Genomic DNA, 24991 nt, shown 5'->3' with positions numbered 1-24991 from the left:
ATAAGCCTAGTTTAACTGGGCTTATTTATTTGCTTAGATGCGGAGTATTGTTACGCTTAATTAAAAGTAAACAGCGTTAAAGGTTGCAAGTTGCTTGCCTGCCTCATTTTGTAATACTAATTTTTCACCGTTAATTTGCCATTGCGTTGCTGCTTGCAGCACACCCGCCATGGCGCTTTCTTGTTCCATATTTTCATGACACATTTTTTGCGTGGTTGCTAACTGCGTAAAAGTAACCGTTTGCTTCGATACTTCATAACCGCCATTAAAGTTATTGCACCCTAAAAAACCGTGCACAGTGTTGTCACTATTAAATTGAATAAATGGCTCTTTAGTATTCACTTCAACGGGATTGCCATCGATTGAAACGGCTTTGAAGTAGGTATTTACTAAGTCAACGTCTGGCTTTGACGCTACTTTTGAAACAATAATTTCTAAAGGCTCTGATGAGGCCGTATTAGCAAAAGGCGAGTTACTTGTTGTGCTGGTGTAAAGTAAGTTTCCTTGATTATTAATGGTTGCGCGCAAGCTGTAGCGATGGGCTGGATCAATTTTTTCAAGGTTGTATTCAAGGTCTACTTTATACGGCGGTGCGCCTACTAAATCAATTACCTGCTCAGAAATAACGGTTGCTGCCACATCCATTTTTGACACATCAACCAAGGTAACGGTTAGCTGTGAATTAGGCGCTAATAGGCTGCGATCTAGGTAGCTAACTTGTACTGGTAGAGAGGCTGTTGTTTGTTTCACAGCACTATTTTGCTGTGTGGTGTCATCGTTACATGCGCTAAGCATAAGTGTGCCACTTGCTAAAAAACATAGGCCAGCAACCGACTTTAAGATTGAGTTTGGCTTTCGTGAGAACATAACAGTTCCTAGATATAATTACGGATATAAACAGTAGCATACGGCTAAGTTACTTAATCATCGCTTAACTTGTAAATACAGCCAATACAGAAAGTTGAGATATAAAAAAAGACGCTAGGCGCCTTGATTCGTTACTTATTTTTTAACGTATTTAGTTAAAATTACAATACGTTGTCCATCAACACGCCCTTCAATATGTTCTGGGTTGCTGGTTAAGCCAATATTGCGCACAGCAGTACCGCGCTTTGCCGTTAAGCTGCTACCTTTCACATCTAAGTCTTTTATTAAGGTGACGGTATCGCCAGCTTGTAGCACTACGCCATTACTATCAATGTGTTTAATATCATCATCTTCAGCAAGCGCTTGTTGAGCCCATGTTAATGTGTCTTCTTCAAGGTAAATCATATCAAGTGCGTCTTGTGCCCAGCCATTATCGGCTGCTAGTCGTGTCAGCATGCGATAAGCAACAACTTGTACCGCCGGTGTTTGGCTCCACATGCTGTCATTTAAACAATGCCAATGAGTAGGAGTTAAATCGCGGGTGCCCTCAATTTGATCTTTACATGTTTGACAGGTGTAAATGCATTTATCTGAATGAGCTTCGGTAACTGGAGGTACTTCGTATACAGTTAAGTTATCTGTTGCTGCGCAGAGTTCACATTGGTTGCTGCTACGCTCTATTAAGGCTTGTTCAATGCTCATATTAGGGGCTCTTGTGAGTTTATAAAAAATTTATAATCGCATTATACCTTATAACCATAACCTTTGGGTATGCTCAGAGCGGCTGATAGCAGCAAAACCTTATAAAAAATAAGGTTAATAAAGGTTTTTATTTTAAGAATATAAATTTAGGCTTAGTCGCTTGTTTTTTATTCGAATTAAAATTGCAGCAAGTCTTTAAAGTTTCACTATACTGGTTAGGTATAACAATAAAAATAACGCTTACATCACTGCAAAACAGGAAGGGTAATGCCAAATAATCCAGACGTAAAAAATTCATCTATTTTGGTCACTCAATATATTGCTAGGCAACCCATTTTTCATGCTGATAGAAGCATTTTTGCCTTTGAGTTACTTTATCGCGATTCAGTTAATAATGCCTTTCCTGCGGGAACAACCGACGGGCAGGCCACTGGGCGACTTTTTTTTAATGCGTTAATGCTGGTTGGGGTGGAAAAGCTGGCGCTTAATCAGACCGTGTTTATAAACCTATCTAGCGAAGGGCTTTTAGAGGATTTACCTACATTATTGCAGCCTGAAAATACTGTAATTGAAATTGTTGAGCGTACTGAAAATATCGAGCTTGTTACTCAACGAGTAACTGAGCTAAAAAAAGCAGGGTATGTATTTGCGTTAGATGATTATGACGCGCATGAAAAATGGCAACCTTTGCTCAGTTTGGTTGATTATATAAAGCTTGAAGTAGAAGAGCCTATAATAAAAACCACCATGCTACTTAAAAAGCTCAAACGCAATCACCCTGAGGTTAAAATAGTGGTAGAGCGAATTGAAACCTATGACGAATTTAGGCAGCTTAAAGAAGCTGGATGCGATTACTTTCAAGGATTCTTTTTTGCACGGCCAGAAATGCTCAGTTACGGTAATGTTGAGCCGTTAAAAATGGCGGTTTTTGATTTATTGCGCTGCACATCTCGTCCTGACTTGGATTTTAACGAAATTAATCAACGTATTTCTAAAGATGTGGGTTTAACCGCACGTGTTCTCAAACTAGTTAATGCCCGCTCTGCTAATAAAAATTTAGTGATTACGTCAATTCCACAAGCGGTTGTGTATTTAGGGGAAGATTCTATTAGAAAGTTTGTACGAGTACTGGCGCTGAGCGAACTTGGCTCAGACAAACCTAGTGAGCTTACTCGTTTAGGTTTATGTAGAGCGCAGTTTATGCAATTGATTTTAGAGCCCGGCGGAAAGATTATTGCAGAGCAAGGCTATTTAGTCGGCTTGATGTCGGTGCTTGATGCTATTTTAGATATGGAACTGGAAGCTATTGCCAAAGAGTTTAGTTTAGGGGCTGAGTTATCTGGTGCACTTTTAAGTTTTGATGGCATGATGGGGAACTCATTACATTTAATAAAAGCAGTAGAAGAAGATAACTGGCAATTGGCTAGAAAGTTGCTAGAGACTATTCGCCCTGCATCAGATATAGAGCTGGTGTATACAGCCATGTTAGATGCGCGCCAATATGCGGATGAGTTATTAGCCACCATTATTGAACAAGACTAACGTAAAACGTTTGGGTATGATTGGCACATATTGATTTTACTTAGTATTACACCATGCGTTTATTTTTACCTATCACGACTATTTTAATTGCCTTAGCTTTATTGATCCCCGGGGTGACCCAGCCCGTGCTGAGTATGGAAGGCAAAATTGATAAATCTAAACTTGCTCAAGCCGGTATTGAAATGCTGGCAGATGAAGGAAATCAAAACACCCGTAATATGCTAATGATGATCTCGAGTATGTTGGGGTTAGACAAACTTGAAGGTGAGATCAGCGCTTATCAAAAAACGCGCAGTATTTGGGGCACCGTTAACGAACTGGCCGATAACAAAAACTACTTAGTGGCGATATTAGTGGCGTTTTTTTCAATAGTGATCCCAACAATTAAGCTGCTGCTTCAATTGTTTTATTGTGCACTGAAGGAGACTTCGTTTAAGTACAAGCTTGGTAAAGTGATAATTGGCTTAAGTAAATGGAGTATGGTGGATGTGTTTGTTATTGCATTAATCGTGGCTTACATGGCTGGTAATGCAAACGCGAACTCAGAAGACTTACTTAATATGCATGCTGAGTTTGGTACTGGTTTTTGGTATTTTACCGGCTATTGCCTGTTCACCATTGCGGCTAGTAGCTTGATAAAGCCAATGGTAAAAACCAGTTAATGATTGAGTTTTAAAGCCAGTTACCATAAACTTTTAGCGTCTATTTACTTTTAGGTTATTTCATTGCAACGTATTTACTGTATTTTACTCACGCTAACTTTGTTACTCACTTTTGTGGGTCAAGCTGTTGCGTCTGTATCTATGGTATGTGATATGCCGCATATGAACATGGCAACCCATGCATCGATGCAGCATAGTGAAATGGCAATGAGTGACGACGCTGATACAACAACCATGTCTATGGATTGCTGTAGTGAGCAAAGCACGTTAACCCAAGATTGCAGTTGCCCGATGAGTGCTTGTAATTCGCATTCGGCCTTGCATGTAAACTCGCTATTTATAGCCTCTAAATTATCCTCTGAAAAAGTGCACCTTGCTGTCATGCAGCGCCAACCTAATTTTGCACGATCTCTCTATCGTCCTCCTATGCCTGCATAACCGCAGGATAGGTGTATTCAAAATCTAGCCATTTAGCTTTTTGTCATCTATCTGCTTAAAAATTTAATCGTTTTTTATTTTTTAATTTTAAGTGGAGCAAGTGATGAATCACTTCGCAGTATTAAAAGCCGTTTGTGTGAGCAGCTTATTGAGCATTAGTCTCTCTGTACACAGTGCTGAACTGAGTTTAAATGAGGCAATTAACTATGCCTTAAACCATGAGCCTTGGCTTAAAGCCAGCAAACAAAAACAAGCATCAATTGAAGCAAAAAGTATTGCCGCAGGTACCTTACCTGATCCGGTACTCACGCTAGGGTTAATGAACTTACCCACTAATGGTTTTGCTTTTGAGCAAGAAAATATGACCCAATTTAAAGTAGGAATTAGCCAATCGTTAAGCCGAGGCGATAGTTTAGCATTGCAGCAAAAAGCACTGTCTCAGTCGGCTGCGGCAGAGCCTTGGCTTCGTAAAGATAGACTCGCGCAGGTAAAAACCACAGTGACCGAGTCATGGCTCAATGCTTACAGAGCGCAGCGAACTATTGCACTTATTGAGCAGGACAAAGCCTTGTTTACTCAGTTAATCGATATTACCGAATCAAGTTATGTAAGCTCGGTGGGTAAAACACGCCAACAAGATATTATTCGTGCGCAATTAGAGCTAACCCGCCTTGAAGATAAACTAATGCAACTTGATCAACAGCTACAAGGTGCTAAAAAGCGGTTAACACAATGGTTGCCCATCGACATGCTAAGCCAGCCTGTTGGTGATGACTTTTCAGCGCTTGCAGCGTTAAAAAACTACACGGAATTAGAGTTTCAGCAATTAATGGCATTGCTATTAAAGCACCCCGCTATTATGGCGATTGATAATGCAATAGAGGCAAAGCAAACTCAAATAAGTGTGGCTGAGCAAGGCTATAAACCGCAAATTGGTGTGAATATGGGATATGGTTATCGCGATGATATGCCAATGGGTGGCTCACGAGCCGACCTTTTCTCTGTAGGAGTGAGTATAGATTTACCGCTATTTACCGACAATCGCCAAGATCAACTCGTTAATGCCGCGATTGCTGATAGCGAAGAGGCAAAAACACAAAAATTAATTGCCCTTAAAAAGCTACAAGGAATGTACTTTAAGGAAGTCAGCCAACTAACACGATTAAGTCAGCGAGCAGCGCTCTATAAAACTAAATTATTGCCGCAAATGGCCGAGCAATCCCAAGCGACCCTTAATGCTTATACTCGCGATGATGGTAATTTTTCGGATGTGATGCAAGCGCGGATCAGCGAATTAAATGCCAAAATAGACGCACTTAATATTCATGTTGATCAAAAAATTATTATTGCACGGTTAAATTATTACGCCAGTGCTGATGACGCCAGCTTAAAAAACTTATCACAGCAGGAGCTAACCTATGAATACTAATTTAAAATTGTCATTGGTGGCTATATGCAGTGCAGCGCTGACGGCCGGGGTGTTATTGAGCTTGCCAGCTGAGCACACTATGCCAAGCAATGACAAAACCAGTAGTAAAAAAGAGCCGCTTTATTGGGTGGCACCAATGGACAGTAATTATCGTCGTGATGAACCGGGTTTATCACCTATGGGTATGGATTTAGTGCCTGTTTATGAAGAGTCAGACAGTGGCGCCAATGAAGGCCCCGGCAGTGTTAAAATTTCACCTACCGTGATCAACAACTTAGGTGTACGCACGGCACCGGTGGAGTTTGCAGCGCTGGAAAATGAAGTCAACACGGTAGGCTATGTACAGTATAACCAAGACCAGCTCATTCATATTCATCCGCGGGTAGAGGGCTGGGTAGAGACATTATATGTGAAGGCCGCAGGCGATCAGGTTAAACAAGATGAGCCACTTTATACCTTGTATTCACCGCAATTAGTCAATGCCCAAGAAGAGTTTGTTTTAGCGTTAAAGCGCAATAATCCGGTGTTAATTCGGGCGGCTAAAGCACGTTTAAAATCGCTTAATGTGTCTGAGGGTTTTATTTCACGCTTACAAAAAAGTCAGCAAGTGCTACAAAATATTACTTTTTATTCTCGCCAAGGTGGCGTTGTAGATGAGCTTAATATTCGTGAAGGGTTTTACGTTAAACCAGATACATCAATGATGAGTATTGCTCAGCTTGACGAAGTGTGGGTTGAGGCTGAGGTATTTGAACGCCAAGCAGAACTTATTCGTGTTGGTTTACCGGTAACCATGACACTCGATTATTTAAGTGGTCAACGTTGGCAAGGGCAAGTGGATTATATTTACCCTACTTTAGATGCTAAAAATCGTACTTTACGAGTGCGTTTGCGCTTTAATAACGAAGGTCATCAGTTAAAACCAAATATGTTTGCGCAAGTGAGTATTCATAGCCAAAAAGCTGAAAAGCAGTTAATTGTGCCTAAAGAGGCGGTTATTCGCACTGGTAGCCAAAACCGCATTGTAATTGCGCTTGGTGAGGGGCGTTTTAAATCGGTTGAAGTAACCTTAGGGCGAAGCGATGCGACTCATACTGAGATTTTATCGGGTGTTATGGCTGAAGATGAAGTGGTTACTTCTGCGCAGTTTTTAATTGATTCAGAGTCGAGTAAAAGCTCTGACTTTAAGCGTATGCAAGCACCTTCGCACAGCACCATGACAATGAGTGATAGTGCCCCAAGTATGGCTACTGTGAATGGAGTGATTAATAGCATAGACCCTAGCACGCGGGTTATGAATATTAGCCGTGAGGCGATTGAAAAGTGGGGGCGCGGACCTGCAACTATGGACTTTGTGTTAGCAAAAAATGTAACCATTGAGGCGTTTAAGCTAAATGATGAAGTTATATTTACCTTTAGTATTGAGCAAGGTGAGTTTGTGATCCATACAATGACTTCTGTGCATGCTATGCACAGTCAGCACGAGTAGGAGTGGTTATGATTACTGCAATTATTCGCTGGTCTGTTGTTAATCGTTTTTTTGTACTGTTACTGACCGCAATACTTATTGGTGGCGGCTTGTATGCTGTAAAAAACACCCCAGTAGATGCCTTACCCGATTTATCTGATGTACAGGTTATTGTTAAAACATCTTACCCTGGGCAAGCGCCGCAAGTAGTGCAAGATCAGGTCACATTTCCTATAACCACGGCGATGTTATCGGTACCAGGGGCGCAAACAGTACGCGGTTTTTCGTTTTTTGGTGACTCCTACGTGTACGTTATTTTTGACGAAGACACCGATTTATACTGGGCGCGAAGTCGTGTTCAAGAATATTTAAGTCAAGTATCTGCGCGTTTACCCAATACGGCAATTGCAGAGCTTGGCCCCGATGCCACAGGAGTTGGTTGGGTGTATTTATATGCACTCACTGATACCACAGGTAAGCATGACATAAGCCAACTACGCAGTTTACAAGATTGGTTTTTAAAGTTTGAACTGCAAACTGTGCCCGGTGTATCCGAAGTAGCATCGGTAGGTGGCATGGTGAAACAATACCAAGTTAACGTACAGCCCGATAAGTTACGTGCCTATGGTATTCCGCTAAGCCTTATTCAAACTGCCATTAAGCAAGGTAACCAAGAAATGGGGGCATCAGTTGTTGAAATGGCAGAAGCCGAATACATGGTTACCAGCACTGGCTATGTAAAAAGTGTGGCTGATTTAGAAGCGATTCCTCTAGGTATAAACGCTAACGGTACTGCACTACAGTTACGTGATGTTGCTAATGTGCGTTTAGGTCCTCAAATGCGCCGTGGTGTTGCCGAGCTTAACGGCGAAGGCGAGGTGGCTGGTGGCGTAGTAGTGATGCGCTTTGGTGAAAACGCGCAAAAAACTATAGAGCTCGTCAAAGCTAAATTGGAGTCACTTAAAAAAGGCCTGCCTGAGGGGGTTGAAATTGTACCTGTGTACGATCGCTCTCACTTAATAAAAGACGCAGTTGATAACCTCACCTCTAAATTGACGGAAGAACTTATTGTAGTGGCTTTAGTGTGTGTGGTGTTTTTATTCCATGTACGCTCATCGCTGGTGGCTATTATTACCTTGCCCTTAGGCATACTCACCGCCTTTATTATTATGTATTGGCAAGGGATTAATGCCAACATTATGTCGTTAGGGGGCATTGCTATAGCGATAGGTGCCATGACCGATGGTGCGATTGTGATGATTGAAAACATGCATAAACACATGGAGAAAAAACCGCTGACCGATGAAAATCGTTGGCAAGTGGTGATTGATTCTGCCAGTGAAGTAGGGCCTGCATTATTTTTTAGCTTATTAATCATTACAGTTAGCTTTATGCCGGTGTTTATTTTAGAAGCTCAAGAAGGGCGAATGTTTGCGCCATTGGCTTACACAAAAACCTATGCAATGGCGGCATCTGCCGGCTTAGCAATTACCTTAGTACCCGTACTGATGGGGTACTTTATTCGCGGTAAGGTGATATCTGAAAATAAAAATCCGGTAAACCGTTTACTAGTAAATAGTTATAAGCCACTGTTAAACACAGTCTTAAAATTCCCCAAAAGCACCTTGTTGGTGGCACTGATTATTACTTTAGTGGGCTTTTATCCGGTAAATAAAATAGGCAGTGAGTTTATTCCACCTCTTGATGAGGGGGATTTAATGTATATGCCAACCACTTACCCTGGGATTTCTATTGGTAAAGCGCGCGAGCTATTACAGCAAACCGATAAGCTGATTGCCACTGTGCCCGAGGTGAAAACCGTATTTGGTAAAATTGGACGAGCGGAAACGGCAACCGATCCGGCACCACTCACCATGATTGAAACCTTTATACAGTTTAAGCCTAAAGATCAGTGGCGCGAAGGCATGACCACCAAAAAGCTCAAACAAGAGCTGGATGCTTTAGTAAAGTTCCCAGGACTCACAAACGCTTGGGTAATGCCTATCAAAACGCGAATAGATATGCTGGCTACAGGGATTAAAACCCCTGTGGGTATAAAAGTCGCGGGGCCGAATTTGAGTGAAATTCAAAAAATAGGTCAACAAATAGAAGTACTGCTTAAAGATCTTCCAGGTACCGCATCGGTTTACTCAGAGCGAGTAGCGGGTGGGCGTTATATCAAGGTCGATATTAACCGTGAAAAAGCAGCGCGTTATAGTTTAAATATTGCAGATGTGCAGCAAGTGGTCGCAACCGCCATTGGGGGAATGAACGTGACTGAAACGGTTGAGGGTCAAGAGCGATACCCGGTTAATATTCGTTATCCGCAAGCGTATCGTGATTCACCAGAGGAGTTAATGCTGCTGCCTATTGTAACCCCTGCTGGGCAACGCATTGCACTTGCCGACGTGGCTGATGTATACATTAGCGATGGCCCTCCTGGCATAAAAAGTGAAAATGCCCGTTTAAATGGTTGGAGCTTTATTGATATTAAAGATACTGACATTGGCAGCTACGTAGAAAGTGCTCAGCAGTTACTAAACGAGCAGCTAATTTTACCCGCAGGGTATTCTATAACTTGGGCAGGGCAATATGAATACATGGAGCGCGCTAAGGCGAAACTGAGTTATGTGTTGCCGTTAACCTTAGCCATTATTGTGGTACTGCTTTACCTGAATTTTAGAAGCTTCACTGAAGTATTTATTATTATGGCGACATTACCACTGGCAATGATAGGGGGTATTTGGCTCATGTATTTAGAAGGCTTTAATTTCTCTGTTGCTGTGGGGGTCGGCTTTATTGCCCTTGCTGGGGTGGCCGTAGAAATAGGCGTTATTATGTTGGTGTATTTAAACCAAGCCTATAAAGCGCAGGTACAGGCCGCCTCTCAATTAGGAAAAAGCATGAGTATTGAGCAGCTTAAGCATGCCATATTAGAAGGCGCCGGTTTGCGCGTTCGCCCGGTAATGATGACGGTAGCAACCATAGTGATTGGCCTGTTACCTGTTTTATATGGCACAGGTACGGGGAGTGAAGTAATGAGTCGAATAGCCGCCCCCATGGTTGGCGGTATGTTTAGCGCCATTGTTTTAACATTGCTGGTATTGCCTGCTGTGTATTTATTATGGCGAAAGCGAAACCTATAATTTTTACACTGGTTGTGTAACTTGTACTGTAAAAAATCAGTACAAGTTACCCATCCTTACTTTACCTACTGATTTTATTGTGTTTTTTGTTGGCATGATTCACGCATCTATTTAATCATTAGGGTTAAATAGTAAGGAACGCACATGCAAGTTAAAACAATCCAAGAAGTGTTCGATTGGACCGTCCAGTTTCACACACAAATGGCCGCTAATTTTTTTAGTGTAAAGGACCTACTCGGGGAGCATAACAAACAGCTAATTGATTATTGTGTTGAGTATGAAAAAAAGCTCGCTGAGGATTTAATTGGCTTTAAAGCCATCACGCAAATAAACACTTTAGATACGTATTGTTATGAATATTTTTCAGAGCACTCAGAAATTATTAACTTTACTGATTTAGATCGCAGTAACCAGTTAGATGAGCAAGTAATTCAAGAATACTTATCAAAGCAGCATCAAAAAGTATTGAACGCATATAGTTATTTGGCTGATAAAGCACAATCACCTGAGGCTCAAGAAAAACTAAGTGAGCTGTTGCAACTTGAAGAGCAAGGATTAAAGCAAATGATACAAAGCATTAATCGTCATGCAGATATGTAGCAACAAGTGTTACGCATAAAAAAGGCGCTGTAATAAGCGCCTTTTTCGTGTTTAAAATAATAGAGCACATTTAACTTTGCTCTACATCAACCACTAAGTCACTCGTAATCGACTCAAGAGCGTTAATTACTTCGTCTTTGTTAAGCCCATTAGGCAGGCTAACGGTGGCAACGGCACTAAAAATTGGCACCCCCCAGTTTGGCGCACTTTGCTGCCTTGAGTTTAAGTTCGTAATATTAGCGCCTTTATGACGAATAACACTTGCCAACTCCTGGACAATACCGGGACGATCGTTCCCGGTGATCACAAAATTAAGCTGCTCGAGTTCAACAGGCTCAATTTCGGTGTTGCCTTTTTCAATACGGACATCTAATTTAGGAAGCCCATTAAGCGCATCTTGAAATGCCTGTAAATGCTCTTCAGCCACCTCAACTTGTATAATGCCAGCAAAGTGGCCAAGCAAATGACTTAAATTACTGCTTAACCAATTACCGTGGTTTTCCAATATAACCGATGAAATACTTTCTACTAAACCGGGGCGATCTTCCCCTAAAATGGTTATTACCAACTGCTTCATAATAGTTCTCTTTTTAAGCCCAAATGAAAAAATAAATGCATAGGCATTAAGTGATGCGATCTAATGTATGTGATTCTTAATGTATGTAAAAGCTAACCACAAAAGGATTGTTATATCTTAATAGGTTACTTTATTATTGTTATATTAGATGCCCATTGAGTATTGTCTTGGATAAATAGTTTGTCCAATTAATAATTGATTTAGTTTATTAATAACACATAAATAAATACAATTATTTAATAAAACAATACTTTAATATTATTTTGTGGTTCCAGTAAAGAATTATTACGACTGTAACATTACTGTCACTTTGATGAAATATAATGCGCCCAACGTTAAGATATAAGGGTGTTTTGATGACTTCAAATCCGAATAAACCGACTTTTAATACGGATCGAAGCCGTCTATTTAAAGACCGGTTTGCTAAGTTTGGCATAACCGCAGGCGGTATAATGGTATTAATAGCACTGCTATTGATCTTTTTTTACCTTCTTTATGTAGTGCAGCCTATTTTCGAGTCAGCTAAAGTTGAAAAGCGCGCTAGCTTTAATGTTGCTAATGCTGAGCAAATAGTTGGGCTTGGTGTTGAAGAGCAAACTGAGGTTGCTTACTTACTTGATAATCAAGGTCAAGTTAACTTCTATAGTGTTGATAAAGCAAACTTTGGTAAAAAACTAAAAACACTTAATGCCACTTTACCTGCGAAGGTAACCAGCTTTGCAAATAGTGCTCCTTTTCAAGGTCATTATGCGTATGGCTTAGAAAATGGCACCGTGACTATTGTTGCGCCTAAGTTTTTAGTCACCTTCCCTAATAATGAACGTAAATTAAGCCCGCGTTTAGGTTATCCATTGGGTGAGATGGCGTTAGAAGTTGATGAACAAGGTGCTGCTATTAAGCGTTTTGCCTTTAGCCATTATGAGGACAAAACAGCCGTTGTGGCACTTACCGCCGATAAACGTGTGGTATTTAGCAGCTTTGTAGCCGAAGAAAATATGTTTACCGGTGAAGTCGAATGGCAAGTTGAACGTACCGAATTGAACGTTGATGGTCGCGTAGATGAGTTATTAATGTCGCCGGATACCACCCGCACATTTGTTCGCTCTGCTAATCAAATTTACGTATTCGATACTCGCTACCCAAGTGAAGTAGAGCAAATCCAATTATTATCTGCCAACGAAGAAAACGCTAATATTGTGTCATCACAATTATTAGCTGGTGCTAACTCCCTGATGCTGGCCAATGATAATGGTGAAATATCGCAGTGGTTTGAAGTAAACACTGACTCAGGTCGCGAGTTTCAAAAAATTCGTTCGTTTGAAACCACTAAGCAAAGTAAGCTCAATGTTTTTACTGAATTCTACCGCCGTACCTTTTTTACAACTGGTCAAAATGGTGAGCTAGGTGTTTATTACACAACCAGTGAAGCAAAGTTGTGGCAAGGTAAAGTCAGTGAAGGTGCAATTGAACAGTTTGCTATTGCTCCGCGTTCAAATGCCGCGTTGATTTTGGCTGATAACAAGCTAACGGTATTAGAAATTCATAACGAACACCCAGAAGTTACGTGGTCAGCGCTTTGGCAAGAAGTATGGTACGAGGGTTACCCTGAGCCGGGTTATATTTGGCAATCAACGTCTGCAAGTGATGATTTTGAATCTAAGTTCTCACTGGTACCAATTTCATTTGGTACTTTAAAGGCTGCTATGTATGCAATGTTATTTGCTGTGCCTATTGCTATTTCAGCCGCTATTTACACCGCTTACTTTATGTCGAGCGAATTACGTCGCGTAGTTAAGCCGACCGTTGAAATAATGGAAGCTTTGCCAACGGTAATACTCGGCTTTTTAGCTGGCTTGTGGTTAGCGCCTTTAATTGAAGAGCACCTGCCGGCTATTGTTGGCTTACTCGTATTACTGCCATTAGGTATTTTAGCAACCGCTTTAGGTTGGACTAAATTACCTGCAGCTATTCGCCATAAAATTCCTGAAGGCTCACATTCAATTTTATTAATTCCTGTGGTGTTATTTATTGGTTGGTTGTCATTTGCGATGAGCGAAAGTATTGAACTGTGGATGTTTGATGGCAATGTGCGTCAATACTTAACCAATGAGCTTGGTATGACTTTCGATCAGCGTAACTCGCTTGTGGTTGGTATTGCGATGGGCTTTGCGGTTATTCCCACTATCTTCTCAATTGCGGAAGATGCGGTATTCAGCGTTCCTAAGCATTTATCCAATGGATCGTTAGCATTAGGTGCAACGCAGTGGCAAACGCTAATTCGCGTGGTGTTACTAACGGCTAGCCCAGGTATTTTCTCTGCGGTTATGATGGGGTTAGGTCGCGCCGTAGGCGAAACCATGATTGTACTGATGGCAACCGGTAATACGCCGATTATGGATTGGAGTATTTTCCAAGGTATGCGTACCTTAGCCGCTAATATTGCCGTCGAAATGCCAGAGTCGGAAGTGGGGAGTTCGCATTATCGAATTCTATTCTTAGCCGCCTTTGTATTATTCATATTTACCTTTATTTTCAACACAGTTGCTGAGTTTGTTCGTCAGCAGCTGCGTGAAAAATATAGCTCAATGTAAGTGGAGAAACACGACATGGTAAAGCAGTGGTTTAGGTCTGGTTCTCCTTGGATTTGGATGACCGGTGGTGCCGTCAGCATCAGTTTAATTTCAGTAATTGGTTTACTCGCCATGATTGCATGGAAGGGATTAAGCTTTTTTTGGCCATCTCAAGTTATGCAATATGAGCTTGAAGGCTCGATTACTAAACAAACCGTTATTGGTGAAATTTACGACCGTGAATTAGTACCTAAGTCGCGTTTAGCGGCAACCGGTATTGATGTTTCTAAATTTGAAAAAGACGAGGTTGAGCGTTTACTAATTAAAACCGGTAACCGTGAGTATGTAGATTTAGACTTTCGCTGGATACTTGAAACTGATATTACACAAAGCTCAGCACCAAAAGCACTCGCGGTATTTGAGCGTAGCAAAAACGGTAACTTTTACGGTTATGTAGAATCAGTAATTAAAGATGGTGAAACAATAACTACAGATAAAGTTGAAACATTACATGATCTTGTAGAGCGTGCGGTTGATTTAAATGACGAAGCACTGGATTTACAAAATGGTGATATTGGTCATATAAACTACGAGTTAGAGCGTTTACGTTTGCAGGAAAAAGCCTATTTGCTTGATAACGAGCTAACTGATGAGCGCGTAGCTGAACTTGCTCAAGCCCGTGCTGATTTACGTGCGCAATATGGTGAGCTTGAAAAAGAGTTATTTGCACTGCGTAACCAAGCTAAGCGTGACCAAGTAACTGTGAAAGATATGCGTGGTGAGATTGTTACTATCCCGCTTTATCAAGTGTTGGATGTATGGTTTCCAAACGATATGGGCTTTTTTGCTAAACTAGGCCATTACTTTGTGCAGTTAGGCAAGTTTGTTTCAGATGACCCACGTGAAGCCAATACCGAAGGCGGTGTATTTCCTGCTATCTTTGGTACGGTATTCATGGTGATGTTAATGGCTGTGATTGTGACGCCATTTGGTGTGGTTGCCGCTATTTATTTGCATGAATATGCAGCTAAAAACGCAATTACTAAAATGATCCGTATTGCGGTTATTAACTTAGCGGGTGTTCCGTCAATTGTATATGGTGTATTCGGTCTAGGTTTCTTTGTGTATATGGTAGGTGGCAGTGTTGACCAACTATTTTACCCAGAATCATCGCCTACGCCTGTATTTGGTACACCCGGTGTGATGTGGTCGGCACTCACCTTGGCTATATTAACTCTGCCTGTGGTAATTGTGTCAACCGAGGAAGGTTTATCTCGTATTCCAAGCACAGTACGTGATGGTTCATTAGCACTGGGCGCGACTAAGGTAGAAACGTTATGGCGAATCATTATTCCTATGGCCAGTCCTGCTATTATGACGGGGTTAATTTTAGCGGTTGCTCGTGCTGCGGGTGAAGTTGCACCGCTTATGCTGGTGGGTGTGGTAAAAATGGCACCAACGTTGCCGCTTGATGGTAACTTCCCTTACATACACTTAGATAGAAAGTTCATGCACTTAGGTTTTCATATTTACGATGTTGGCTTTCAAAGCCCTAACGTTGAAGCGGCGCGTCCGCTGGTATATGCAACGGCCTTTTTGTTAGTGTCGGTTATTATTACCCTTAACATCACCGCCATTGGTATACGCAACCATTTACGTGAAAAATTCAGATCGCTTGAGCATTAATTTAGTATAGGTAACAAACATGATTACAGTCGCTCCAAAAGTAAACCAAGCAAAGCCAAGCTTGAAGTTAGATTTAAATAATTTAACAGACGAACAAAAAGCGCTAGAAATTAAAGATCTCGACCTTTACTACGGTGATAAACAAGCACTGAGTAAAGTAAATATGAACATTCCGAAAGGCCAAGTAACGGCATTTATCGGTCCGTCGGGTTGTGGTAAGTCAACTTTGCTGCGTTGTATTAACCGTATGAATGACTTGGTTGATATTTGTCGCATAGAAGGCGAAATAATGCTGCACGGGCAAAATATTTACGACAAAAGCGTAGATGTTGCTGCGCTTCGTCGTAATGTTGGCATGGTGTTTCAGCGTCCAAACCCGTTTCCTAAATCAATCTACGAGAATGTGGTTTACGGTCTTCGCCTGCAAGGGATCAAAGAAAAGCGTAAGCTTGATGAAGTGGTAGAGCAATCGCTACGTGGTGCGGCATTATGGGATGAAGTAAAAGACAGACTTCACGATAGCGCATTCGGTTTATCGGGCGGTCAGCAGCAGCGTTTAGTTATTGCTCGCTCAATTGCGATAGAGCCAGAAGTATTATTACTTGATGAACCAACATCAGCACTCGACCCGATTTCAACTCTAGTGATTGAAGAACTAATTAATGATTTAAAGAATAAATTTACTGTGGTTATTGTTACTCATAACATGCAACAAGCAGCGCGGGTATCTGATCAAACCGCGTTTATGTATATGGGTGAGCTCATTGAGTATTCAGATACCAATACCTTATTTACCACACCAACGAAGAAAAAAACTGAAGATTATATTACCGGACGCTACGGCTAGTCGGGTTAAAACGCTAAAACAATGAATTATTAAAGAAGGTCATTATGGAACACAACATTAATAAACATATTTCTGGTCGTTTTAACCAAGAGTTAGAAGATGTGCGAAACCATGTACTGAGTATGGGTGGGTTGGTTGAGCAACAACTTAATAGCGCGCTTGATGCAGTTAGCAAAAACGATGCGGTATTGGCACAAAAAGTACGTGAAAACGACTACAAAGTTAATGCAATGGAAGTCAGTATTGATGAAGATTGCACCCGTATTATTGCTAAGCGCCAACCGGCAGCCAGTGATTTACGTTTAGTAATTGCAATAGCAAAAACCATTGCTGATTTAGAGCGAATTGGTGATGAAGCTAAGCGAATTGCTAAAGTTGCACTAGACTCATTTACTAAGGATCAACAAGATTTATTAGTAAATATTGAAAATATGGGTCGCCAAGTATCTAAAATGCTGCATGACGTTTTAGATGCATTTGCACGTATGGATGTGCAACGTGCATTTGAAGTGCATAAAGAGGATGCTAAAGTAGATAGAGAGTATGAAGCTATCACCCGTCAAATAATGACGTACATGATGGAAGATCCGCGCTCAATTCCAAAAATTATGGATTTAGTATGGTCTGTTCGCTCATTAGAGCGTATCGGTGATCGTTGTCAAAACATCGCTGAATATGTCATTTATTTTGTAAACGGTAAAGATATTCGTCATACATCTCAAGAAGATATTGAAAAATCACTGTAGTGATACGAATAACTAGAAAATAAGAAAGGCAGTAATACACTGCCTTTTTTATTTTTTGTAAATAATTGAATGAGAAAAAGCGTTCACAATCTAGCTTAATGCTGTAAAATTCACGCTGAACAGCATATTGAATTGATTAAAGGGTCAGTTATGCCAACAAATTTTTTAGGTGTTTTTGCAAAATCACCTATAAAACCAATAGAAGAACACATCAGAAAAGCGCATCAAGCAAGCGAAAGTTTGATACCTTTTTTTAATCATGTTTTTAAAGAAGAATGGCAACAAGCTGAAGAGCTACGTTTAACTATTCGTAATTTAGAACGTGAAGCCGATGAAATGAAAAGAACTATACGCTTACAACTACCTGGCGGATTATTCATGCCGGTAGAGCGTACAGACCTTCTCGAATTAGTAACCCAACAAGACAAAATTGCTAATAAGGCAAAAGACATTGCTGGGCGTGTAATTGGTCGTGAGATGATCATACCAAAAGAGATTCAAGAAGACTTTTTGGCGTATGTAACTCGTTGTGTTGATGCAACAAAACAAGCATCTAAAGCGATTAATGAATTAGAAGAATTGTTAGAAACGGGCTTTAAAGGCAGAGAAGTTACTCTGGTTGAAAAAATGCTCGTAGAATTGGATGCCATAGAACAAGACACGGATGAAATGCAAATTAGAATACGCCGCCAACTACGTAAAGTAGAAAGTGAGCTAAATCCAGTAGATGTAATGTTTTTATACAAAATCATTGAATGGGTTGGCGAGCTTGCAGATATTGCAGAGCGCGTAGGATCACGTCTTGAGCTGATGTTAGCTCGTTAATTTAAAATCAGTTCAAACACGAAAGATTAAGGTTACACAATGGATATCATTGCATCTTACGGCACGGTATTAATTTTAATTGCCGCAGCAGTCGGCTTTTTTATGGCTTATGGTATTGGCGCAAATGACGTTGCCAACGCGATGGGTACATCAGTAGGTTCAAAAGCACTTACCATTAAACAAGCGATTTTTATCGCGATGATTTTTGAGTTTGCAGGTGCTTATTTAGCCGGTGGTGAAGTAACATCAACAATTCGTAAAGGGATTATTGATGCGGCCCCATTTGCCGACATTCCTGAATTGATGATTTTAGGTATGATCGCCTCTTTATTTGCCGCGGGCAGTTGGTTATTAATGGCCTCGTTTTTAGGCTGGCCGGTATCGACGACTCATTCAATCATTGGCGCTATTATTGGCTTTGCTCTGGTTGCAGTAGGCACAGAGGCTATTCAATGGGGTAAGGTTGCCGGTATCGTAGGTAGCTGGATTGTAACGCCGGCGATATCAGGTTTTATAGCGTACTTAATATTTATGAGTGCGCAAAAGCTGATATTTGATACAGACGCTCCACTTAAAAATGCCAAGCGCTTTGTACCAATATACATGGGTTTAGCTGGCTTTATTATGGCACTTGTGACCATTAAAAAAGGCTTAAAGCACATTGGTATTAATTTAGGTACCTTTGAAGGTTTTGCTATTTCTATAGGTATAGCGGTACTAGTTGCTGTTATTGGTAAAATTGCGATTTCTCGTTTAAATATCGATCCTAAAGCGGATAGAGAAATGCAGTTTAACAATGTAGAAAAAGTGTTTGCAGTACTTATGGTGCTAACAGCCTGTTGTATGGCATTTGCTCATGGTTCTAATGATGTTGCTAATGCAATTGGACCACTAGCTGCTGTTGTAAACATTGTTGAAAATAATGGTGAAATCGCGAAGAAAGCGGCTATTGCTTGGTGGATATTACCACTGGGTGGTTTAGGTATTGTTGCCGGTCTTGCTATTTTAGGCAAAAAAGTAATTAAAACCATTGGTGAAGGAATTACACATTTAACACCAAGCCGTGGTTTTGCTGCTGAATTAGCTGCTGCATCTACCGTTGTTATTGCATCGGGCACAGGCTTACCTATCTCAACCACACAAACCCTAGTGGGTGCCGTGTTGGGTGTAGGTATGGCACGTGGTATTGCCGCACTTAATATGGGTGTAATAAGAAATATTGTAGTTTCTTGGGTAATTACATTGCCAGTTGGTGCTGCCCTTGCTATTGTTATTTTCTACGTACTAAGAACCGCTTTTGGGGTTTAATAAAAAGTACTTAAAAGACTTTTAGCTTGAAAAGATCTCAACGCCCTTGGTGTTGGGGTCTTTTTATTTGTGGAAAGAAAAATGACCAATCTCCCTAGTATAAAGCAGCTACAGTATTTATTAGCTGTGCATCAGCATCAACATTTTGGCCGCGCAGCAAGTGCCTGCTTTATTGGCCAGTCAACGCTGAGCACCGCAATTCAAAACTTAGAAGAGACCTTAGGGTGTCAGCTTATAGAACGAGAAAATCGCAGCCTTATGTTTACCACCATTGGTGAAGAGGTTGTTGAGCGTTCAAGAAAAATCATTAACGACACTATTAGCTTAAAAGAGCTTACCAAAAGCTTTTTAACGCCGCTTAGCGGCACATTAACGGTAGGTGTTATTCCCACGATTGCGAGCTTTATTGCAGCGCCTCTTTATCACTTTTGTCAGCAAACGTTTGCTGACTTAGAGTTAGTTTTAGTGGAGGATACCAGCGACAAGCTACTTGATAAGTTAGAGCATGGGCAAATTGACTTGGCACTATTAGCGCTGCCCTACGAAACCGATAAATTTCATACACAAGTACTTGCACAAGATCATTTTAGCTTAGTGCACCATAAAGACTACACACCAGCTAAAGGCATTGAAGACTTTAATTTACTACCAGAAGCGAGTGTATTTTTACTTGAGCGAGAGCACTGTATGACTGGGCATGCGCTCAGTGCGTGCCATTTAAACCGCTCTAGCTGTATAAATCCCTTTGAGGCAGCTAGCTTACATACTTTATTGAGTATGGTTGAGTACAAACTTGGCGTGACTTTTTTACCGCAAATGGCGATTAACGCGGGTATTTTAGAAAACAAAAACATGCTTGCTACGCCATCACAAGGTGATGCCTATCGTGATATTGGTGTACTGTGGCGCAAAACAACGGGGCGGATTCGTGACTTTAAATTGTTTAGCCAACAGTTAGAGGTCTTTTTGAAAAAGCAGTGCAGTGTTGATTTTAAGTAACGTAAAAAAAAGCGTATTAGAGATAATACGCTCAATAACACAGGGAATTAAAGTGGCTGCTTGTGCTGGCCATGGTAGCTCTCTAGAGGCGGTAAAAACAATAAGTAAACCCACACAACAACATTGAAGTAAGGCACCAGTCCAAGCACTGTAAAGGTTTTTACAGGGTAGCCTTTAATCTGGGCATACTTGTAACATTGAAGCGCAATAGCAAAGTGTATAAACAATAATAACGTGATTAGTTGCGTCATAAACATCCTCCTTATGACCAAATGTCCATCTTTAAGAGTATAGACATCTAGACGATAAGAAATAAAGATGTCATGTAAAATCAAGGTAATCACTTAATTTTCATGACATTGTGCTGCCGATAAGCAAAGTATAGGTTAGATGGGCAATTTTGGTAGTAATAAATTGCTTAAATTTGTTTATTAATGTTTATAGTGATGTGAGGGTATCTTGATAAAAAATAGGGTTGTTCTTTATTTTTTCTAATTCAATCAGTACCTTGTCGATAGGGACAGGGCGAGCAATAAAATAGCCTTGCCCGTAGTCTACGCCTATTTCTTTGAGTGCAAAAAATACTTCAGCGGTTTCCACATATTCAGCCACAGAGCGCTTATCTAGTGACCGACTGATGTCGTTTATAGCTTTTACTAGCGCTAAATCAATGGAGTCGTTAAGCATATCGCGGACAAATGAGCCGTCAATTTTCACATGTTGGGCTGGTAATTGTTTAAGATAATTAAAGGTACTAAATCCGGTACCAAAGTCATCAATCGAAAAGTGGCAGCCTAAATTATTTAACCGTTCAATCATTTTACGAGTGGCAGCCAAATTATTAATGCTAGCCGATTCGGTTATTTCAAAAATAATTTTTGACGGAGACACTTGGTATTTTTCGAGGCTCGACTCTATTAACGGCAGTAAACGCTCATCTAAAAATGACTGTGCCGATAAATTTATTGCAACCTGAAGAAGCTCTGGGTGCGCAGCAACACTCGCAATACTGTTACGAATAACACATTGATCCATTAAAAAGGTGTCGTTAAGCATTTCCAATGAGGGAATAAACTGATTTGGGTAAATAAGTTCGTCGTCGAGCTTTAATCTCAGTAGTACTTCAAAGTAAGCAACCTGATTAGTTTTAAAATCCCAAATGGGTTGATAATGAAGTTCTATACTGTCTTGTTGTAGAGCTTGGCGTACGCCATGGCCCCATTCTAAGCCCGTTTGCAGCGCATTGTTTTCACCATCTTGTTTTGAATAACAATGTACTAAGTTACGGCCTAAATTTTTAGCAATATATAACGCAATATCTGATTGCTTTAAACATTCATTTGGGTCGCAGTTATCAGCGGTAATTTGTGTTAAGCCAATAGAGCAGCTAATTGAATACACTTGATCTTCTGACTTAAATTGGTTGCCTTCAATGGCACTACAAATCCCCTCTGCAATTAAATGTGCGTCTAATAAATTGGTGTTTTTAAGGATCACCGCAAACTCATCGCCACCCACACGGCAGATCAGGTGCTCATTACTAATATTGGCAATAAACAGTTGTGCCACTTCTTTTAAAACAATATCGCCTTGTTGGTGGCCTTTACTGTCGTTGATTATTTTAAAGTGATCAAGATCGATATAAATAAGCGCATGCTCAATATTTGCATAGGTATTTTCGCTTTGACAAATATAGTTAAGTTGTTGGTCGAAGTAATAACGATTATGTAGGCCGGTTAACGTGTCATGCAATGCTAAATGGCGTAATTGAAGCTCAGCTTGCTTACGCTCATGAATATTATCGAGTGTGGCGGTAATGGTCGCGTTATTACTGCTATTTTTTATTAGCTGGAGGCGGCATTCAACCCACACCGAATTGCCATTTTTTTGTTGCAGTTTAACTTCTATTTTTTGTTTATTTGCGCCACCTTGTAAAATGTCATCAATAGTGGATTGTAATGACTGTTTATACTCTTTGGTACAAAATGCAGTTAATGGCTGTTTCAAGGTCGATTTAACCCCAAAACCACTCAAAGACTCCCATGCAGGGTTTATAAAGCGAATATTGCCTTGCTGGTCTAGCTCAAGCACCACGGTATTTAGGTGCAATAAAATACGTTGATGTGCTGAAAACAGGTCGCGATACTTTACTTCACTAATACTTAATTGCTGCACTTTATTGGCAAATTCAGCATAGCTGACCATAAAGTCTTCACGACGAGCTGCGTGGTCACAGACTTTATTTAAAAATGAGGGGTCGTAAGGGGCGCGAATAAAGTCGGTAACGCCTGAAAGTAATAACTGCTCTGCGTAATCGGCATCGTTTTTATCAATAATAGTAACAATGGCTTGCTGAGGGTTATGCTGCAGAATTTTTTCGACTAATTGATTTGAGCTTTCTGCTTGTGCCGCTGTGGCATCCAGTAGCACGATAGCAAAAGGCTGCTGATTATAAGCACTTAGCGCCGCTTTTTCAGTTGTGACATGGGTGATAGCAAAGTTAAGTTTTAATTGCTCACTCATATCATTTGCCCTGCTGGCAAAGGGTTCTAATAACAACAGGTTTAAGCGACTACTTTTTTCTAAATGGCTCGACAACACATTTGCGAGTATTTGCGGCAGAATATCTTGGCGCTCAAAAGGCAGTACCGCATCTATGCCATAACTTCGTGCAGTAGTCTCGGCGATTCGCTCACAATAAATGGGCGGAATTAGCAAAATAGGCGTGTTTTTAGGCGTGTTTAGTAATCCAGAGCGGATCATACGGGAAAACCGCCAACCATCAATTTTACCTACATCTAAGCCGGTTATGATTATATTTACGCTTTGATTTTTTAATATTTTTAGGGCGTCTTGGCTGTCTGATGCTTCAATGAACTCAAACACATTAAGCCTCTCTAACGTGGCACGAATAGTCTGGCGCTCATCATTACTTGCATTCAATATTAGCAATTTAAGCTGTTTTGCCACGTAGGTACCACTCCGAGAGATGCAGATCATAAAACAGTAAGAGTAATGATATTTAGCGATAAGAACAAGCGTATTTAACCGCTATTTTAAATGTAGTTCATTGGTGGCTAATTAGGGAGAATATAGGAGTTATCTTGAGCTTCATTAGTAATAGTTAAATACCCAAACCACCTCAAAATGCAGAATTCAGCGCTTCACAGGGGCTTAATATCAAGGCGATACTTTGCAGTAATGGTAATCCCTTTCAAGAAGTAGCAACGATGAGAGTATGCCCCTGTGAAACGCCCACGGGTTGGTTTAAAAGCGATTTATACTGCGTTATTGATATTAATAATAGAACCACTATTATTTGCAATCAATGCCTTGCCTAAATCGCTTTTAATTCCAACTGAAACTCGCATTTTGAGGTGGTTTGGGTATACACTTGGCGCGATTTTAAATGATGTGGAATTCTAACAATGCGCGTAGCTGATTTTAGCTTTGACTTACCTGATGAATTAATTGCTCGTTTTCCTAAAGCAGATAGAACGAGTAGCCGTTTATTGAGCCTAAACGGGCCAACTGGTGAGATTGAGCATAAAATATTTAGTGACATACTTGAGCTTGTAAACGAAAACGATTTACTGGTTTTTAATAATACCAAGGTTATACCTGCGCGTATGTTTGGTCAAAAAGAGTCTGGTGGTAAAGTTGAGGTACTCGTTGAACGCGTATTAGACGAACACCGCGTACTTGCGCATATTCGTGCGAGTAAATCCCCAAAGCCAGGTAATGTACTCATTTTAGAGGGCAAAGCAAAAGCTATTATGGTGGCACGCCACGATACTTTGTTTGAGCTTGAGTTTGACCGCAGTGAAAATGTGCTCGATATTTTAAATGATGTCGGCCACATGCCGCTTCCTCCTTATATTGACCGCCCAGATAACGAAGCCGACCGTGAGCGTTACCAAACGGTATATGGCGAAAAGCCAGGCGCTGTTGCTGCACCTACGGCAGGTCTTCATTTTGACGATAAACTCATGGCTGCGCTCAAAGATAAAGGCGTGCAAATGGCGTTTGTAACCTTGCACGTTGGTGCTGGCACCTTTCAGCCTGTAAGAGTTGAGAGTGTTGATGAGCACATCATGCACTCTGAATATATTGAAGTGCCACAAGATGTGGTTGATGCGGTTGCAAGCACCAAAGCCAAAGGCGGACGTGTGATTGCTATAGGTACAACTTCAGTACGCTCACTTGAGTCTGCAGCAAAAATACATGGCGGCAAGCTAGATACTTACTTTGGCGATACCGATATCTTTATTTTTCCGGGTTATCAATTTAACGTTGTTGATGCCATGGTAACTAACTTCCATTTACCCGAATCAACTCTGATCATGTTAGTTAGTGCCTTTGCAGGGCAAGACAACATTATGGGCGCTTACAATACGGCGATTGAACAACAGTATCGCTTTTTTAGCTATGGTGATGCGATGTTTTTGACCCGTAAATAATTTACAGCGTTATCGGTTTTTATTTTACTCCTAAGCATAGTGAATTTCTCACTGCTAATAGTAATAGGGTGGTAAAAAGGGTAGAATCGAGCGGTTAAATTATAGCTTGTTGGACTGTT

20 protein-coding genes are annotated in these 24991 nt (G+C 40.7%); 15 read left to right on the top strand and 5 right to left on the bottom strand.

All coding sequences use genetic code 11. The features are described 5' to 3' along the window. Nucleotides 1-60: 60 nt before the first annotated feature. Nucleotides 61-867: an META domain-containing protein gene (locus AAGD16_RS13690; protein ID WP_377112443.1), complete on the bottom strand. Its 807-nt coding sequence runs from the start codon at nt 865-867 to the stop codon at nt 61-63. 135 nt (nt 868-1002) lie between these two features. Beyond that, nucleotides 1003-1569: a PhnA domain-containing protein gene (locus AAGD16_RS13685; protein ID WP_377112440.1), complete on the bottom strand. Its 567-nt coding sequence runs from the start codon at nt 1567-1569 to the stop codon at nt 1003-1005. A 267-nt stretch (nt 1570-1836) separates the two neighbouring features. Between AAGD16_RS13685 and AAGD16_RS13680 the strand changes: the two genes are divergently transcribed. From AAGD16_RS13680 to AAGD16_RS13650, 7 genes are all read left to right on the top strand, one after another. Next, nucleotides 1837-3111 (top strand): EAL and HDOD domain-containing protein, encoded by a 1275-nt coding sequence (locus AAGD16_RS13680; protein ID WP_377112437.1) that lies wholly within the window; start codon nt 1837-1839, stop codon nt 3109-3111. Nucleotides 3112-3164: 53 nt separating this feature from the next. Beyond that, on the top strand, nt 3165-3773 hold the full coding sequence (locus AAGD16_RS13675; RefSeq protein WP_377112434.1) for a paraquat-inducible protein A: 609 nt from the start codon (nt 3165-3167) through the stop codon (nt 3771-3773). A gap of 63 nt (nt 3774-3836) precedes the next feature. Further along, entirely contained in the window at nt 3837-4211 is a 375-nt protein-coding gene (locus AAGD16_RS13670; protein ID WP_024601952.1) for a hypothetical protein, read from the top strand. Between the two features lie 103 nt (nt 4212-4314). Continuing rightward, nucleotides 4315-5640, top strand: a complete 1326-nt coding sequence (locus AAGD16_RS13665; RefSeq protein ID WP_377112431.1) for a TolC family protein — start codon at nt 4315-4317, stop codon at nt 5638-5640. Continuing rightward, nucleotides 5630-7129, top strand: coding sequence for an efflux RND transporter periplasmic adaptor subunit (locus AAGD16_RS13660; RefSeq protein WP_024601953.1), 1500 nt, complete (start codon nt 5630-5632; stop codon nt 7127-7129). Before AAGD16_RS13665 ends, AAGD16_RS13660 begins: the two co-directional genes overlap by 11 nt. An 8-nt stretch (nt 7130-7137) precedes the next feature. Then, a complete protein-coding gene (locus AAGD16_RS13655; protein WP_377112427.1) occupies nt 7138-10254 on the top strand; it encodes an efflux RND transporter permease subunit in 3117 nt (1038 codons plus the stop codon). A gap of 144 nt (nt 10255-10398) precedes the next feature. Continuing rightward, nucleotides 10399-10854 (top strand): hypothetical protein, encoded by a 456-nt coding sequence (locus AAGD16_RS13650; protein ID WP_024601955.1) that lies wholly within the window; start codon nt 10399-10401, stop codon nt 10852-10854. 70 nt (nt 10855-10924) lie between these two features. Here AAGD16_RS13650 and AAGD16_RS13645 read toward each other — a convergent pair whose 3' ends face one another. Next, on the bottom strand, nt 10925-11431 hold the full coding sequence (locus tag AAGD16_RS13645) for a glycine cleavage system protein R (protein WP_013465996.1): 507 nt from the start codon (nt 11429-11431) through the stop codon (nt 10925-10927). Nucleotides 11432-11787: 356 nt separating this feature from the next. On the opposite strand from AAGD16_RS13645, the gene AAGD16_RS13640 reads away from it, so the two are divergent. From AAGD16_RS13640 to AAGD16_RS13610, 7 genes are all read left to right on the top strand, one after another. Further along, nucleotides 11788-14022 carry an ABC transporter permease subunit gene (locus AAGD16_RS13640; protein ID WP_024601956.1) on the top strand — a complete coding sequence of 745 codons (2235 nt, stop codon included), beginning with the start codon at nt 11788-11790 and terminating at the stop codon, nt 14020-14022. A gap of 15 nt (nt 14023-14037) precedes the next feature. Then, complete coding sequence (gene pstA / locus AAGD16_RS13635; protein ID WP_013465994.1) at nt 14038-15687, top strand: phosphate ABC transporter permease PstA; 1650 nt, start codon at nt 14038-14040, stop codon at nt 15685-15687. 19 nt (nt 15688-15706) lie between these two features. Next, entirely contained in the window at nt 15707-16534 is an 828-nt protein-coding gene (pstB, locus tag AAGD16_RS13630; protein WP_008114812.1) for a phosphate ABC transporter ATP-binding protein PstB, read from the top strand. Between the two features lie 44 nt (nt 16535-16578). Then, complete coding sequence (phoU, locus tag AAGD16_RS13625; RefSeq protein ID WP_008114815.1) at nt 16579-17280, top strand: phosphate signaling complex protein PhoU; 702 nt, start codon at nt 16579-16581, stop codon at nt 17278-17280. A 150-nt stretch (nt 17281-17430) separates the two neighbouring features. Beyond that, nucleotides 17431-18105 carry a TIGR00153 family protein gene (locus AAGD16_RS13620; protein WP_008114817.1) on the top strand — a complete coding sequence of 225 codons (675 nt, stop codon included), beginning with the start codon at nt 17431-17433 and terminating at the stop codon, nt 18103-18105. Nucleotides 18106-18144: 39 nt separating this feature from the next. Beyond that, nucleotides 18145-19413: an inorganic phosphate transporter gene (locus AAGD16_RS13615; protein WP_008114819.1), complete on the top strand. Its 1269-nt coding sequence runs from the start codon at nt 18145-18147 to the stop codon at nt 19411-19413. Nucleotides 19414-19494: 81 nt separating this feature from the next. Further along, nucleotides 19495-20412 carry a hydrogen peroxide-inducible genes activator gene (locus tag AAGD16_RS13610; protein ID WP_013465992.1) on the top strand — a complete coding sequence of 306 codons (918 nt, stop codon included), beginning with the start codon at nt 19495-19497 and terminating at the stop codon, nt 20410-20412. Nucleotides 20413-20459: 47 nt separating this feature from the next. Here the strand turns inward: AAGD16_RS13610 and AAGD16_RS13605 are convergent, their stop codons facing one another. Together AAGD16_RS13605 and AAGD16_RS13600 are read right to left on the bottom strand one after the other, a co-directional pair. After that, a complete protein-coding gene (locus tag AAGD16_RS13605; protein WP_008114823.1) occupies nt 20460-20663 on the bottom strand; it encodes a hypothetical protein in 204 nt (67 codons plus the stop codon). A gap of 187 nt (nt 20664-20850) precedes the next feature. Continuing rightward, entirely contained in the window at nt 20851-23382 is a 2532-nt protein-coding gene (locus AAGD16_RS13600) for an EAL domain-containing protein (RefSeq protein WP_013465991.1), read from the bottom strand. Between the two features lie 458 nt (nt 23383-23840). On the opposite strand from AAGD16_RS13600, the gene queA reads away from it, so the two are divergent. Beyond that, on the top strand, nt 23841-24872 hold the full coding sequence (queA, locus tag AAGD16_RS13595; RefSeq protein ID WP_013465990.1) for a tRNA preQ1(34) S-adenosylmethionine ribosyltransferase-isomerase QueA: 1032 nt from the start codon (nt 23841-23843) through the stop codon (nt 24870-24872). The last annotated feature ends 119 nt before the right edge of the window (nt 24873-24991 follow it).

It is taken from the genome of Pseudoalteromonas sp. M58 (assembly GCF_042604605.1).
GTDB classification, from domain to species: Bacteria; Pseudomonadota; Gammaproteobacteria; order Enterobacterales; family Alteromonadaceae; genus Pseudoalteromonas; species Pseudoalteromonas tetraodonis.
Note: the sequence above shows the minus strand (reverse complement) of the source record. Positions and strands in the feature narration are given on the sequence as shown.